The organism is Paeniglutamicibacter sp. GQ140 (assembly GCF_059759235.1).
Genome location: NZ_JCAXDW010000003.1, coordinates 257165 through 273453, shown reverse-complemented (window position 1 = coordinate 273453; position 16289 = coordinate 257165). Strand labels below are relative to the sequence as shown.

The window sequence follows — 16289 nt, the reverse complement described above, 5'->3', positions numbered from 1 at the left end:
CGCGGTGACAAGGGATCAGCATTACCCTCAGTCACGGTGTCAGAGGTAAACGCCATCACAGTTTGAACGTTCTTTAGAACGGAGGCCAGTCGTCCATCCAGTTCGAAGGAGGTGCTTCGGACTCCTCCTCTTGTTCACCCAGCCCAGGAGATTCGATCCCCAACGGCTTTAACCAGTCCGAGGTTACCTTCATAGTTCGGCTGTTGGGAGTTGCTTCATCGGGAAGCGCAGCGATCTGCACCACGACCGGAACCTGCGTTGATACACCAGCCAATATGCATGCCCCTGTGGGCAAAATCGGCAACGATTCGAAAGAAACTCGGTCGAGGTAGGCAACAGCCTTCTCGACTGCCCGTATGTCAAGATCGTTTACCAAGCGATGAAGGAAGTAGTTGTGGAGCTGCGAAATAATAGTCGGCGAGATGTCGTGCGGTCGTTGGCTTGCCAGCGTTACAAATACACCGAACTTCCGCCCTTCCTTAATAATTTCTTCAAATGTTTCAAGCCGATAGTCGCGCCACGCTTCGCTCTCCCGCGACGACTCGAGTGAGAGAATATTGTGTGCCTCATCAATGATCAGATTTAGGTAGCGCTGGTTCCTTGGGTCGATCTCCTTCTTCTGCTCATAGAGATGCTTGCAGAGCAACATAGGTATCACCTTGCGCATCGACAAATTGACGTCTCTAAGTGAGACAACGATCAAGGGCTTATCAAAGGGCTCATCGTCTGAGACAGTAACAAGCTTCTTGATATCCGGAACGCGAGTCTCGAGCCTTTTGATCAATGGGGCCAAATGCTCACGATTGGAAAACCCGCTGATGATGTCGTTGTAATACTGCAGGACAATCTTGAATCTGATTAAATCGATGCCAGGTTCAATCGTCGCGAAGTCAATTGACAGTGCCGTAACTTTGTCCTTCGTGTAGGACTCCCATAATGCATGGTCCGTGTCAATATAATTGGTCCAGGCGCCCCAGTAGAACTTCCGCATAGTAGCGTTGTAGTGAAGATTTTGTTGAAAGTCACCGATCATGTCCGCAAGTTCTTGCGATGGGGACGAGCCGAGGCACGTTTGTATCTCTGTAAGGAGGTTGAGGACCGTCTGACGGTCCATAGACACATCGCTGCTCTTCGTCGCTCGCAGAACCATTTCACCAAGCACCACTAACAAGTCATGGGAATTTTCCAGACGTCGTTCCCAGTAGTCGCTTGAAAGCACCCGTGCCAAAAAGGGTGCCTGAGTTTTCTCCGTAGCGTCCAGGAGCACAGTCCAGAATCCGATGTCGTTGACTGCGCTTTGCGACAGCGGCAGTCTGGGACCCGAAGTCGCACGGGTGCTCAATGCATACTCCTGTTTGTTCGCGTCTCCAGTCACTGCCGAGGTGGAGCGTGAGTCGCCATCCAGTACGTCTCGATTGAGATACTCACCGTTGAAATCTATGAGAACAAACTGGGTTCTCTTCCGAAAGGTACCCACTGGTCCGTACTGTTCAAACAGCTCGTGGTAGAGCTTCGCCAGCGTGTAGGACTTTCCACTACCAGTGTTACCGAAGATTCCCACGTGGCTGGCAAAGATTGAGTTGACGCCAACCGCGACCGGCTGCGTCGGCTCCATCGCAAGAGCTCCGATCTCGAGCGCTACATCGTCGTCATCGACGAAGGTGTGGATAAGCTGAAATTCCCCCTGTGTAAGGATGAAACATGCGTTGTCAAGAAGTGGCATCTCACGAACGCCACGTTCGAAACGCCCGTTCTCGATGTATCCGACGAGGCTTACGTCGAGCTGGCGCGCCAGTTGATCAACTCCTCGTTGATACTTTGCGGAAGTTGATCGGTCCTCCTGAACAATCTCTCCGTCTATCTTGGCAATGAGTTCGACGAAGCCTTTGACAATCTTGAGGTAGCTGCCTACGGAGACATTGCGAACGATTCCGCCGCGGTAGAGGATGTGGGAGCTGTTCTTGAGTTTGTCGACAGCTACCCTTACACGACGACCGTCGACTGAAGTTACCCGTCCGACCTGGAAAACCGCGTCGTGTTCAAGAACTGCTTCGTCAAGCATCAGAGGCTCCCCAATTGACCGGTGCGGATGTCTAGCTCGATTCGTTGATCTGGTGCAGGAACCCTGTTAGCGATGAGCGCTGCAAAGTAGTCCTCGTCGACAACATCCAGAGTTGCGTAGCGTTCGTCCTCGCTTTCAGCCGGCTCGGCTGGCGCAACAAACAGGATATTTCCGTTCTTTACTTCCATCTCCGGCATGAGCTGCTCATAGCTTTGCCGGTCTTTGCGAGAAAAACAAAATACGATGACCTGCAGCGTTGGGTTCGTTCGGGCACCGCGCACCACAAGGTCCCGGAGGTGTTCGTCCCGGAAGGAGAACCCATGAACGAAAAGAACGCTATTTTCCTTTTCCATTTCGTTCGCGAAGCGTCTGATCAATTCATAGTAGGTCTCGTTAAGAACCGTCGTGGCAAATTTGCGCTTGTCAGGATTGACTATGCCCAGCTTCTCATAAGCCGAGGCGAACGCGGTGACCGCAATTAGATCTGAACCTTCTTGCACCTTAGCGTCGGCCTCGGCGAGTAGGTCGCTGATTGAGCGGATCGCTGGTCCATGCTCCGTGGGCTTCGGGTCAACGAGGACGTCCAGTAGAACGCCGTGAGCCGCCTTAAGCTGACGTTCGGCGTCCACGATAAGTGTGAGCCCGTGATCGAAAAAGATGTCAGCTTTTTCCCCGCTACGTTCTTCCTGGCGCCACGCTGCAGAGCCATGAAGTTTGACAAGGTTGAACACCGGTACCTCGGATCGATGTTCATAGCGGCTTCCCATCCGGAAGCGGATAGTGTTGAAGTCACCCAGGTCGAATCGTGGTCGAATTTTGCCGCTGAACCCATCACAGTAGTCAATGCCCAGCTGTTCCATCGCCACCTCGAACACCATGTCGACATTGGTCGTGAAAAGGTTAACCTGTTTAGGCAGTAGGGAGCTATAGCGCTTGAGCAATGTTCGGTTGATAGTTCGCAAGAACTTCGCATAGGAGAGCAAAACCGGCTCCGCCGACTTGTCTCTGCTAAGAATCTTCTGGTTCGGTACGAGGACATTATCGAAGAAATAGGCCTGGATCGACGCACGAACGAGCCGCTTTGAGGCCTCATCCCCTTCCGCATCGGCAAGTTCCGTGAGCGCTTTCTCGATGTTGCCAAGGGCTGCGAAGAAGCTGCTTGACGTACCTGCGCCGATCAAGAAGTTGAGATGCGAATCCTGCACGATCGTGCGAAGACGTTCTAGCGAAATTCCTGATGATCTGCCCTCGGCCACTGGCTGCTGTCGCACACCGTTTATGCGGACGTCGGTCATGCTTGTGTAGCCTCCTCATGGATGTAGGTAATGCCGAAGGCGACAACTTGGCGGAATTCCTGATGCCTGGCACCGATGTCGAACTGATTACCGGAGCCCTTTTGGAAGATATCGAGGCCCCGGCCGAGCAAGATTTTCCATCCATTGTCGGACCGGATCGAGCGGTCATGAATCGTCTCATCCCAAGCGATGTTGAAGTTGATGCCAACCGCCGCAGCGCTTTCTTGGATGTCCCTGAGCATCATCAAGTGCTGGCGCTGGAACTCCCCCAATACTTCTTTCGTCACTAGTGTTATCCCGATCTCGTCGGCGGCCTCTTTCTCGGTGGCGAGCAGTGCGAGAAGATCGACGAGGTTGCGCCCCTGGTGCGGAAGTCGAATGTAGGGGTCAATAATCGAGATCTCCGTGGCGCCACGAAGATACGGGAGCAGCAGTTCTTTGTATGAGACACCGCGCTGGTTTTCCTGGTACTCACGGTGTCCGTCGGGCAACGACTGGTGCGTCTTTGCGAGATCCACGGTTTCCGTCGTGGACGTACCAGAGGTAACAAGTCCCGGCGGAGCGTTAGTCGCTTTTCCTTCTGGGTTATCGGCTTTGCGAAGACGGTCCCGATAGTAGACCGGGTATTCGTCTTCCTCCAGCGTGGAAACCGGAGTCCATTTGCCGCTCAGGTCCGTATATCCGAACTTCACTCCGACCATTGTCGAATCGATCCGCAGAATCTGGTCCTTCACGCGCTTTCGCCCTTCGATGGCGAAACGGAGCAGCTCCTTGAGTTCTTCCGGTGAAGCCTCACCGTGTGGGTAGATGAGCTTCGCGAGTCCGGAGAATGTCTTGTGGATTCCGTCACGGTCACGTGTGGAAATATCCTGACCAAGCGTGAAATGAGTGTGGTAGCGGTCGGAATAATCGGCGTTCCTCATGGATTTAAGTACTTCAGCGATGTAATCGACGACGAACCCATAACCGGTCGAGAACATCTCGCTCCGGATGGTGTCGATTTCCCAACCAGGAATGTAGAAGTGAAGTCGGTCGAGGAAAGCGGAATCGTGGTAGCTGTCCGGAAGCTCATCGAACAGGTCAGAGTGCTTAAGCATGTGCGGCACCGTGCGCGAAGTATTACCGATGAACACCATTGATGCTTCAGCACCCAGGGTTTCCACGCCACGGGAGAACGTCTTGTTCGCCATGTAGTTCTTCATGATGTCCACGAGGGCCTTGTCGGTGCGCTTCTTCTTGCCCGCGAACTCATCGAATGCGACGACGTCCCAGTACCCGACGAGACCAAGCCGTCCGTTGGCGTTGTTGACGAACAGTTTAGGCACTGTGACTTCGCCACCGGAGATCAGCATGCCGTGGGGCGAGAACTCCGAGAATATATGTGACTTGCCGGTGCCCTTCGGTCCCAGCTCGACAAGGTTGTAGTTACGTTCGACGAACGGGATGAGCCGAACAAGCTGAAGAAGCTTCGATCGACGGCCGAACAGTTCGGGGTTGAAGCCGATCGACTGGATGAGCAGGTCGATCCACTCATCGGTGGTGAACTCACGGCGCGCGGTGAGGTAGCCATCGAAGTCAAAATTCGACATTTGGATCGGCTTAAGTGAACCAAGAATCCACGGCACCATACGCGTATCGTCGCTGTGGAAATACTCAATGTCACAGATGCACCACACGCCGCCAACGAGTAACTTTTGGTTCGCCTTCACAGTTGACGGCTCTACAAGGACACCCTTGATGCCGAGGTTGGCAAATTCGGCTTGGTAAACATCGTCCTTCTCGTTGAGGGTGACGGTGACCTTGTCGATGATCCGGTGGCGTCCCTTCTCTCGGATTGTTGACTTCACCAATTCGGATTCGTTGCGGTGTACGTAGTGGTCGGCGAGAATTTTTCGTACTGAATCGATCCCCGCTTGGATGGTGGCTTCGTCATCGGACGCTGCGTACTGTCCGAGCAGGTACTCCAGCACGTATGAGGGAACGATCGCGTTGCCCTTGACCGCCTTGACGAGGTCCTTGCGGACAACTGTGCCGGCAAAGTGCTGGTTGATCTTGCGATCCAGCGCGCTGGGCTCGGAGGCGCCACCGTCAGCTTCGGTCACGTAGAGGTTTGCCGTCTCCGTCTCCGGGGCAGGCTGGGTCAGGCCGAGGTCATCGCTCATCAGGGGTCCTTAAAAGTCGAAGTCGGAGGTGAAGGAGCGCTTGATCGTGTAAGGCGCACTCTTGTGCCGCTTCCAGTCACCCGTGCCAGGGATCGGCTGTTCAAGCCGGAATTCGACGCGCTGGTTGTTCGCTTGCTCAGCGTCCTGGCTCAGCAGAAGCCGGACACTCTGGAACCGGTCCCGTCCCTCTGCACTGGCGTGGTCAAAGAGCAACTCAACTTGATTCGAGATCAGCGTCTCCCCGAAATACAGCCCGGCCCGAAGGCGGCGAGCCGGTCGCTGATCGGTGACCGGCATCGACTGGTATAGCTTCACGACGACCTGGCCGGTGGTGATCTTGTCGGTCTCGGGGTGAATGTCCACGTTGACTAGCTCGACCGTATCAGAGCTCTTCTTGTTAATCGTGATTACCGGAACCACGATCTCCTGCAAAGAAGCCCCGCCGTGCACGAACTGGGAGCCGGCACCGGGCTGCGGGATGCGGAGGATCGAGTTCGGGACCTGGACCTCAAGATCGCTACTCAAACCGACCTGTTCGGGGAGGAATTTCCGGAAGGCAGGATCGTCCTTCAGCCCTCGTCCCAACACGTACCGGCGCTTTTCGGCAACGATCTTGTCGCCCTGCGGTTTCACCGTAAGGTTGAATTGCTTGGGTAGCTTCCCGTCTTGATAGAGAAAGCCGTGGTCCGCAGTTACCAAGATGTTGGTGGCCTTCGCGCTTGCGAGCGCTTTGACGAGACTGACAAGTTCGTCGATCGCCTCATCCGCTGCCTTGAACGTGCGGTGCTCGGACACCGCTTTGTCTCCGGTGGCGTCGATGGTGTCGTGGTAGACGTAGAGCACCTGGTTTGCCGAATACAGGTCACGGCGTTCGCTTGACTTCAGATTCAGGAAGTCTTTGGCCTGGATCGCGGTCCCGCCCACTGCGGCGAGGATCTTGGTTCGGTTGTTGGTCCCGTCCGAGCGCTGGCCGTCAACCAGCACGGGGTCACCCTCGGTGGAGTGTCCGAGCGCCTTGTGAGGCAGCAGGGAGGCCATGCCAAGTTGGGTGTAGCTCGGGAGAACACCGAGCATCGCTTCCATGCTGGCTTCGTACTTGTTCTCACCGCGGATCCTAGAATGTAGCTCGTGGGCGACCTCATACCGCATCGCATCTGAAATGACGACCACGGCCTTCTTGCGGCCGCCGCGGATGATCGGCGCGATGTAGTGGTCGAAGAAGGAGCTCTGCGAGGTGAGCACCGGGCTCTTCCATCGGTCGATCGCGTCGACATGCTGCTGCCACGCCGTGCCGAGACGATAAAGGAAGTCGTTGACGTAGGCGTTTTCGACTTGTTCGGTGAGGGTTTCCAGCGGCTGTTTGAACTCCGCGGTGTGCCCCGCGTGAGTGAACTGCCGGTATAGCTGATCGATGCGGTACAGCTCGTCGCGATACCGCGTGAGCCCTTCATCGAAAGTCGACAAGTCGAGCCGCACCGACTTGATCAGCGGGAGCAGCTCGGCAGCGGCGCCTAGCGCAACATAGAGCGTCGCATAGTCGTCGAACCACATGCTTGTACGGCGGGCCCGAATCGCGTCAGCGATGTCACGCCCAGACATGGTCTGCGCGGAAATCGCATCGATCAAGCGTCGAATGATTTCTTTCTCTCCAGCGTCGAAAATGTCGGCGGCGGAGAGTTCATCCAGCGAGACAGCAGACGCGTGATCGGCGTAGTCAAGGTCTACCTCAGCCTGAAGTGCAAGGGTCTTGAGCGCCTGGGTACTCTGCCGGTCGTTACGGAAGCTACGGAAGTCAATCTCGATGTTGCGTGCCGCGTTCGATGCTGTGGCGGCGAACCCATCGTGGGCCTGACGGAACATCCAATACACGAATCCAGCCATGCTCGGCGTCTCGGGCTGGTAGCCGTAGATCTTGGCCGCGCCGTCCCAGTGGAACTCGGCAAGGCCATGCTCAAGGAGCGCGTCGTAGCCAATGCTTTCACCGCCAGCATGCTCTATGAGCAGCGTCCGCATCAGCTCTGAGAGGCTGTGTTCCTTCTGTCCCAGCACGGCAGAGCACATCTTTGCCTGCACGGTCACCAGATCATCGCTGTCACGCAGCAGATCCTTGAACCTTGCGAGCAGCTTGCCATCCGCGAAGAACGACTCGTGAGCGGCGACGAGTTCATCGGCGCCAGCGATAGCGAGGCCAAGGTCGGCACGCAGCAGCGCACCGCGGTCGGCAGTGAACGTGCCGTAGGCCAGCTCAAGATCGAGTAACCAGTTCGCGGGCCCCAAAGGAGTACGCCCGCACCGGTAGATCAGGAACTTACCGCTTGGGTTTTCGCGCAGCACACGATGCTTGATCGCGAACTCATCGTTCTCAACCCGCAACACTGTGATGCCTGATGGGACATGCCTGTCAAGGTCGGACGCATAGCTGCCTTCCGCGTCGAGCCAAATCACCAGCCTGTGCCGAGCAAAACGCGACGCGAGGTGACCCTGAATTGAGGTTGCTTTGCTCATTCAGCCAACTCCAGGCCCTTGATCGCTTTCAGCGCCTTACCAAGCTTCGGGTAATTCGCCTTCACACCGTCGTCGAGATCGATCGAGACCTGCTGAGTCGCCAACGGGTAAAGCACATCGTGCTCGTAGTCGCGTAACTCGGCGAGGATTATACGCATCCGATCGGCTTCCTTCTGAGCTTTAGCGGAGGCATCCCCCGCGGCCTCGCGCTCAGCATGCTGGAGCGCGTTTTCCAGTTTGCCGCGGTACTCCCGCAGGTACTCGTTCAGCACAGTAGACACCGTCGATGGAGTGTAGCGGTGCATGTAAATTAGGGCGTTGAAGGAGCCCTTCGGGCTGGAGAACATCCAGTAAATCGGGCGCTTCCTGTAGCGTTGCACGTGGTCATCGTAGAACTTCGACTGGCCCGCCTTTGTGATGAAGTAGTCACGAAGCGCCTTCACACCGAGCGATTCCTCCACAAACCGTAGGTTCTCCTCAAAGTGCTCTTCACCGAAGGCGGCGCGGAGGAACTGACGGAACCGGGCGACGATGTCATCCTCAAACCACTCACCATCAACGAACGGGATGACATTGTCCCCGTCCGGTGCGAACGTCGGTGTCGACACCTTCGCGAGGTAGTCCTGAAGCGTCGCGCCTTGGTCTGCGAGAATCAGCCCAGGCTCCTCGAGACTGTACCGGCCGAAAAGGCAGCCCACCGCGTAGGAGACAAGATCGGCCACGAGTCGCTGAATTTGCCGGACTTCTGCTTCAAAGCCTGATACCTTCCCGCCAGCCCAGGGGTTCTGGATCAGCGAGACGTCAGTAATTGGCCCAGCCTTTGCGTACTCGGCGTCAAGATCGTACTGCGCTGCGATCTCGGAGTTGTTCTTTGCTTCCAACTCATGCACGCGCTTGGTCATTGTGATCTCATCTTCAACGACCTGCCTGGCCAGCTCGGTGAGCAGGACAGCCTCTGAGCCTCGCCGCGCCGTAAGGCCTTCCATCTCAAACCCAGAGCCTGTCTCGACGCTATCCCAGTCCTGCTGCGCCAAGTCGATCAGCTCGTCAATCTCCTCACGCCAACCCGAATCTGTCCGTTTGAGATACGGAAGCGACCCCATGTCGCCGAGCTTGAAATGAAGCCCCGGATTCAGCAGAGGAGCCATTTGACCCGCGAATGAACTGTTAGCGAACGCGAGCATCCCCTCAATGTCGTCTCCCTCTGGGAACAGACTGTTCGCTGAAGCGTCAAAGATCCACCCCTTCGGGTAGAACCGGAATGAAACGGGTCCCGTAACAATGTCAGACCAAGACACAGACGGCCGGAAGAATAGACCCGGATTCCGGACTGTAGAGGCAGGACGAAGGTCATAAAGCTCCTTGCCATCGTTCGCCCAATCGATCACGAAATCGCAGTTACCCGCCCACCGACGGAAGCCGCCACCCTTGTTGATTGGGTGCCAGCGCTTCGAACTCGGCAATTCACCGGGGCCGCGGTTCGATTCAATGCTTGACAGGTTGGTCTCCCACCAGAAGCGCAGGAAACGGTTATTGTCAGAGCTCGTCAACCCATTGCCAGACCGGCAGATCGTGGAAATGGACGGACGCACTCCAAATGCTTGACGCTCGGCTTCACCCATCCAATATGCAATCGGGGTGCGAGGGATGGTCGCCAACTCATTGAGTGAGACATCAAAGCGCAGTGAGACGTCATCGCCTGTCGAGACCCGGATTGCGTCGGATTCCTTGGATTTCGAATCCGTTAGTTTGACATAGGCCGCGCGCACCTTGCGATCGCTAGACGGGGACATAATTGCCGCGACCGTGCCAACAACCTCACCACTGATTTCCGGGAATGCACCTGGCCCGAGGTGTAACGCGCCATAGAGCGTCCAACGTTCGAAAATCGCGGCACGGAATTCTGCGTAAGTCGCAAGGAACATCCACGAGTGCATCGTCACGAGGGCCGCGCGCCCCCCGGAGCCCAACAGTGCCATCGACCGTTCCCAGAAAGCCACATCCAGACCCGCGCGGCCCAGAGGAAGCTCGGATTTGAGCCAGACGGTCAGGTTGCCGTCCATCCGAGATGCACCCATATACGGCGGGTTTGCCACCACCACGGAGTATTGCGACGCTAGAACACCCGCTTGACGCACAACGTGGCCGGCCCGCTCGATTGCATCAGCATTGAGCATGTCACCACTCGCATTGAGAGTCTCAAAGTGTCGCGAAAGTCGAGCCGTGACATCGGAATCGGGCTGTATCAGGGAACCGAATGTGTCAGCGTCAGTGAACTGATTCCAGAATGCGATCTCCTCGTCGGGATCGCCGCCTCGAGTCATGAGGAAGTTAAGTTCATCAGGTTCGAACCAAACCGGCTCGATCACGCAGATATTTGGCTCGACCTGCTTGTTGAAGAAATTCCGCTGCTTCGCGCGCGCCTTCATCGTCAATGCGAAAGCCGCCAACGAACCCGCGCGCGAGTCGATCTCAGTCCCATAGAGGTTGTTGGTGAGGATCAGCGCGGGGATTTCAGACGGCGCGTAACCCTCTTCCTCGTAGATCGCGTAAAGGAGGTCGAATGCGTAGGTGAGCATGTGGCCCGAGCCGCATGCGGGGTCAATGATCTTGATCTCTTCGGGCTTATTGATCTTGAGGTAATCCGTCTCATGGTCAACCAGAGCAATGTAGTAGTCCATCTGGTCGGCGATTCCGGACGATGGACGGTTAAGCATCCAGAGTCTGCCGAGGGAGTTCTCCACGAGATAGCGGACGATCCAGTGCGGGGTGAAGAGCTGGGTAGCAGCAGGGATCTCCGCAGCACCACGCTTCTTTTTGCTACCAAAAATCTCCTGCTTACGCTCTGAAATGTAGAACTGGTAGAGCCAGCCGATGACCTCCACGTCGTCGCAAACCTCTTCGGTGAGCACCTCGAGCGCGCGCGACAGGATCGCGCCGTCGGCGAGGAGGTTAGCGGGTACAAGGAGCTCCGCGTAGTCACCCTCTCGTTCGAACATGAACGGCATCGTCTTGTGCCAATACCGGCAGTATTCGGTGAGCAACTGCGCATAGGCCTCCCCCTCCGCGTCGGTGCTGCGGCGGGTACCGTCAAGAAGCCCGATGATGGCATCGGCGGCTCGAGTGCTCGTGACGACGTCAGTGTCGATGTTGCCGCGTTTGGCGTCGGCGAGGATCTCGGGCTGGCCATGCACATGGCCCCGCGAGGGCGAGACGATGCCAGCGTCGGTGTACCCGCGTGCGTCCATGAACCGCAGCGCGATGATGCGGTTGAACCAGGTGTAGGCGACCCTATCGATCACGTGTTTGAGGCCGTTACGGCTGATCTCATTTTCGAGACTCTTGACCGCGGCTGCCCGTTCGGTGCGGGCGACCGAGCCTGCGCTAAGCACGGAGGTGGCCTGGGCTTCGACCGCGGTGATCAGTTCGCGACGGGCCCAGGTGGCGAAGCGCTCTAGAGGATTGGTGTCCATACGTGAGTGTCCTACTTGCCTAGAGCGCAATGCGCTTGTTGTCGTTAATCATGGCCACCAGCGTGTCCCGGAGCTGGTCGAGGTAATGCTCGATGTCGGGTGTTGTTTCAAGAACGTTACCTGCGCCGGGGAGAATGAGATTCTGGATCGCGATGGTCTGCTTCACCGGTGCCGGCGCGGGCCGAGTGGGGCCGTCAGGGCCTAGGCCGCCCCCGGATTCGGGTGCGAGGGCAGCAGCAGCGAGCTCGTCAAGGATCTCGGGATAAGTCGTAGCAGCGAACTTCGCGGCGAGAGATCCGATGACGGGGATCTGGGCCTCGTGCAGCACCCAGTCGATTACCGCTTGGGCTTTACGGGTGACTGACTGCTGTGCGGCCGTGGTCGCTTCCAGATAGGCCGGGCTAGCTGGGACTTGCTCCCAGCGCGCATTAATGTCAGCGATCGCCGCAGTCCGATGCTCTTCGATGGCTGCACAGATGCGGCTTTCAAGGGCCGTGGTTGCAGAATTCAAGAGACTGATCTTGTTGCCCCGGAAGACCTGCGGGTCTTCGAGAAACAGCGACACTTCATCGGTGGCATCGATGGGCAGGTAGCCGAGGTTCGACTTATGCGTCTGCATGAGCGCTGAGGCAGTGTCGTAGATCTTGCACTGCACACCGTGGAGGAACGCCTTGACCGGGTCGATCACGTTGTCTTTCGCCTCGAGGAGATCGTCCGCGTCGGCGAACTCGGCGATGTACCACTCGGCCGGGTGATCACACAGCTGCGTGAGCATACTGATGGGCCCATCCAGCTGATCGATGAACGGATAACGTGCCCCCGCACTGAGCGTCTTCAGCTCAAGGAGCTTCTGCTCGAGAAGTTTCTTCCCGACGCGGGCAAGCTCAAGCGGGTCCTTCGGAATCGCGCCCTCATCCGTGAAGTCCACAACAAATCTGCGGAAGGCCGTGACGATCTTCTGATCGAACACGCGCTGAGGCGCGACGACCATGTGCGGATATTTCTGGGTGTTGCGCAACGCGTTGCCGATCTCGGTGCGCTTCAGGAGGTTCCCGTCCAAGGTGATCTCGATCTGGGATTCACCGGCGAGGTACGCTACGACCGAGGCAATCGACCATTGGTCCCAGCCGTACGGCTTGGTCGTATACTTATCGACCAGAAGCTTCATGGTGACCTGCTCGTGGCGTTTGCCACGCATTTCCAGATACCCCAGCAAATCCCCACCTGGTACATGGAGCAAGCTGAAGGACGTGTCGATCAACCCGCCCTCGACCGGATTGGCAAGAGCCTCAATCATCTGCTCGCCAAAGACGTGACCGCCGAGCTGCCCCAGGTTGGGGTAGGTCGCCGCGATGAGCCGCTGGAAGCCATCGCTGATTCGGGTCACCGGATCCACTGACGACACATCGAGGATGCCGGCGTTGTGAACGAGGGTTGCGCGACCGACCGCAGCACGGAGGCGTTCGACGATCTCCTTCTCGCGCTCGGCGTTCTGCGTGCCCTTGGCCTGCAAGATACTTCGTTCGATCGCGGTGAGGCTGCTCGTCTGGGCTCGTTTGACGTACTTTTCGGTCTTGAGCTGGAGTCTGAGATCGGACAGGATGCGTTCGCTGCCGGCCTGGAGCACCACTCGCAACTCATCGAGGCCCGCGCTGTGTGCCTTGATCTGATCCAGGCTGAAGTCGGTGTCGGGACTGGTGAAATGCAGCGAGAGTTCGTACTGCTTACCCACCGGCGTTCCGTCGAGCTTATACCCGAACGGGAAGTTCTGGTTGTTCTTCGCGTAGATGACCTTGTTGGTCTTCACCACCGATTCGGAGAGCATCTTGGAAAGCTTCGCAGAAACCTCAGAAGAGTCGATATCGACGTTCTTGATCTCCTGCTCGATCTTCTGCTCTTCGTTTGTGAGGTAGTCGTACACGTCACCATTGCGCTGGATATAGGTCTGGGCCTCCAGCACGGCAAGGGCCTCGATGACATCTTTCGACAGCGCGGTCAGGTCCGTGCCGAACCGGTCGTAGACGAGCACGGTCAGGTTGCGCGGTGTGGCCTTGAACCCGTCAACATATTTCACAAGGAACATCGCTTTGAGCAGCCGGATCGCGAGTTCGCTGAGTTTCCCGCTGTTTTCGGCGTTCAAGATGGCGCGTTGGTTTGCCGATTTCAGTGAGGCACGGATTCCTGCAAACATTTGGTCAAACGACGCGAGTTTCCCGAGGGACTCTCCTACGAGCTGCTGAGCGACCTCTTGCACAACACCCAGCATAGAGCGTTCACCGACGGAACTATTGCGGCCCTCAAAGAAGTTGTGATCCGAGATCCCCTCGATCGCGGACTGGAAGAGCGGGAACTGGTAACTCACGAACGGGTAGGCACCGACGAAGTGCTCCTCGTCTCGATAGTTCGGGTATCGTCCACCGTCGACGAAGTCGAAGAGCGTCTTGAAGTTCGCGTGCTCGGCCGCGTAGATCTTACCGACTTCAACGGCCCCTGCAAGGTTCTTAGTGAGTAGGCGCTTGCGGATGACCTCTTCTACGTCCTGGCTAGTCAGCTTGAGCCGGTTCGCGAAGCGCGCCTGGATCTTGGAGAAGTCGTTGGCCTGGGTCTTGGTGCGATCCCCACCGACCTTCTCCATGTCTTCTTGGGAGGTCACGAAGATCCACGCACGGCCCTTACACCTTGTCGCGAGCGACTCGGCGATGGTCTGCAGATTCAGCATGCGTTGGGTGTTGGTACCAATGAATTGTCCGACCTCGTCGACGAAGAAGTTAAGTCGGAACCCTTCGGACTGTTGGTCCAGCCAAACTGCAACGTCCTTGGCAAAGTCGTCAATCGACACCGAGTACGAGGTGTTGTACTGACGGATAATGCCCGGACTGGATCTACCATTGACCTCAGCGAAGGCTTTATCGATGTTGCTTGCCTCCATCGCACTTTGCTCCCGGCCTTGCGACCACTTGATCCCTGCAATGCGTTGAAACGCGTTTTTGAAGTCTTCATACTGGCCGCGATTATCAAGATCACGCTCAAACCGGGCGATGTGCCCGTGATTCCCGAAGTAGCCACGTGACTCATCGAAAACCTTAACGAAAACTTTCAGCAAACTTTCATTCGGATCTGAGCTACCGTGGACGGCCTTCTGGTCAATGTTGAACAGCAGGCTCTTGGCCTTGATCTTGTCAGCTTTGACGATCAGCGGGGGAAGGAACGCGTCGTCCGCCTTGGCACGGAAAGACTCCGACACCTTTCCACGAGAATAGTCGTGGCCGTCGATGTCGCCTAGGAGATGGGCAAGCATCTTAAGCAGGTGGGATTTTCCGGATCCGAAGAAACCGGAGATCCAGACGCCATTAGCGTTGGTGTAGTTCGTGTAGGCCTCAAGAACCTGTTCGAACCCCTTGGAGGCTTCGTTGGTGAGAACATACTCCTCGACCTCGACGCCGAGCTGGGAGGTGTCATCTGCCTTGATGACACCTTCAATGGGGCGCTGGATGTCTTTGGCGAATATTTTGTTGATCTGGGTCATCGTCATGATTCCTGTTCCAGAATGTCCTTGGCTCGGTAATAGCTGTCGCTCGTGGTGAGGTTAAGGGCGCGGAGTTGGTGGCCAGTTATCTGTGTGAACTCGTAAGTCCCCGGGAACCACGCAAGCATTGGCCTTCCGACCACGACGCTTTGCAAATTCTCCAGCACCGTGTGGGTCCGGATAAAGGGAAAGATCTCACCGATGCCGGTGAGGAAAACCATGTCGCTCGGATTCTCGACCAGGTACTCGCGGATCGCGGGTGCGAGGTGGTCGTGGGGGTCGAGCATTCCCTGAAGAATCTCGCGGAACTCGTACTTATCCTGGGTAGGTTCCAATTCGAGGAGCCGTTCCCACACACCTCGCTCGTTCAGGAGCCGGATTGCGAGGTCGTAGAGATTGATCTCGACTACGCTTAGCCCGTCATCGCTGCGAAGCTTGGTGGTTATGCGGCCCCGTGCCGCTTCCACATCTAACGCCCAGGCCGGAGGGTAGGGGTATATGAAGAAGGGAACTTCTTTGGAGAGCCCTTCCATTTTGAGGAACCTTTGGCTGCGCAGCACCTCATATACGTGCGTTTCCTCGTTTTGAAGGTTTCGTTCGGCCACAGTTTTCATCATTGGTTCACCTCGGTGGGCAAGTTGGTCGGTAGGAAACGCACGTCGCTCGGGGTACGAGCCTGGAAGAGGTCGAAGATTCGTCCGGATAGCACGGCCGGGACAATGTCGCCCTCTTTGTTAAGGAGCCCGGCCTCGTACAACATCCGAAAAATGTTCTGGCGGAGCTTGGCGCGGGTGGAGCCTGTGAGATCGTCGAGCTCGGGATGCCACAGGCTTTTACCGGTGAGGAACCGGTCAAAGTCCTCGATGCCGAGCGTCGGCGTCATCAGCAGGAAACGTTCACGGAGGACTTCTTCGGCGAATTCGCCGATGAGGTCGTAGCGACGGCAGGCAGCGATCCACATGAGGTGGCAGCGCTCGGTGAGACTCGACTCGACGAGGAGTTCCAGCTCAGTTTCACTAAGCACATCGAGACGCTGAATGACCTCGCGGGAGAGTCGCAGGCTCGACGACGAAGTGCGGGTTTGTAATAGGTTCTGCTCGATCACAGTTCGTCGGACTGCTTTCCAATCTCCACTCAGCAAGTACAGGGATGTGATCAGCTCTGCTTCACGGGCCAAAAGGCCACCGCTAGTGAAAGACAGCGCGTAGCGTGCTGACGTTTGGGCGGGCTCTTTCAAAGTGCCTCCTCTCTGCTCCAGGCAATAAA

General features: G+C 56.8%; 8 protein-coding genes. All 8 read right to left on the bottom strand.

Translation table 11 applies throughout. From position 1 onward, the window contains the following. Positions 1-73: 73 nt before the first annotated feature. From AC6CHY_RS06050 to AC6CHY_RS06015, 8 genes are read right to left on the bottom strand one after another with little or no spacing between them, the layout of a single operon-like run. On the bottom strand, positions 74-2062 hold the full coding sequence (locus tag AC6CHY_RS06050) for an ATP-binding protein (RefSeq protein ID WP_498226050.1): 1989 nt from the start codon (positions 2060-2062) through the stop codon (positions 74-76). Continuing rightward, positions 2062-3357 (bottom strand): hypothetical protein, encoded by a 1296-nt coding sequence (locus AC6CHY_RS06045; protein ID WP_498226049.1) that lies wholly within the window; start codon positions 3355-3357, stop codon positions 2062-2064. The genes AC6CHY_RS06050 and AC6CHY_RS06045 overlap by 1 nt, the downstream gene beginning before the upstream one ends. Further along, positions 3354-5519 carry a BREX system Lon protease-like protein BrxL gene (gene brxL, locus AC6CHY_RS06040; protein ID WP_498226047.1) on the bottom strand — a complete coding sequence of 722 codons (2166 nt, stop codon included), beginning with the start codon at positions 5517-5519 and terminating at the stop codon, positions 3354-3356. The genes AC6CHY_RS06045 and brxL overlap by 4 nt, the downstream gene beginning before the upstream one ends. A gap of 9 nt (positions 5520-5528) precedes the next feature. Continuing rightward, complete coding sequence (gene pglZ / locus AC6CHY_RS06035; RefSeq protein ID WP_498226045.1) at positions 5529-8024, bottom strand: BREX-1 system phosphatase PglZ type A; 2496 nt, start codon at positions 8022-8024, stop codon at positions 5529-5531. Beyond that, positions 8021-11497, bottom strand: coding sequence for a BREX-1 system adenine-specific DNA-methyltransferase PglX (pglX, locus tag AC6CHY_RS06030; RefSeq protein WP_498226043.1), 3477 nt, complete (start codon positions 11495-11497; stop codon positions 8021-8023). The genes pglZ and pglX overlap by 4 nt, the downstream gene beginning before the upstream one ends. A 19-nt stretch (positions 11498-11516) precedes the next feature. Further along, a complete protein-coding gene (gene brxC, locus AC6CHY_RS06025) occupies positions 11517-15023 on the bottom strand; it encodes a BREX system P-loop protein BrxC (RefSeq protein WP_498226042.1) in 3507 nt (1168 codons plus the stop codon). 2 nt (positions 15024-15025) lie between these two features. Further along, positions 15026-15640 carry a DUF1788 domain-containing protein gene (locus AC6CHY_RS06020; RefSeq protein ID WP_498226041.1) on the bottom strand — a complete coding sequence of 205 codons (615 nt, stop codon included), beginning with the start codon at positions 15638-15640 and terminating at the stop codon, positions 15026-15028. Further along, on the bottom strand, positions 15637-16260 hold the full coding sequence (locus AC6CHY_RS06015) for a DUF1819 family protein (protein WP_498226039.1): 624 nt from the start codon (positions 16258-16260) through the stop codon (positions 15637-15639). The genes AC6CHY_RS06020 and AC6CHY_RS06015 overlap by 4 nt, the downstream gene beginning before the upstream one ends. Positions 16261-16289 lie beyond the last annotated feature (29 nt).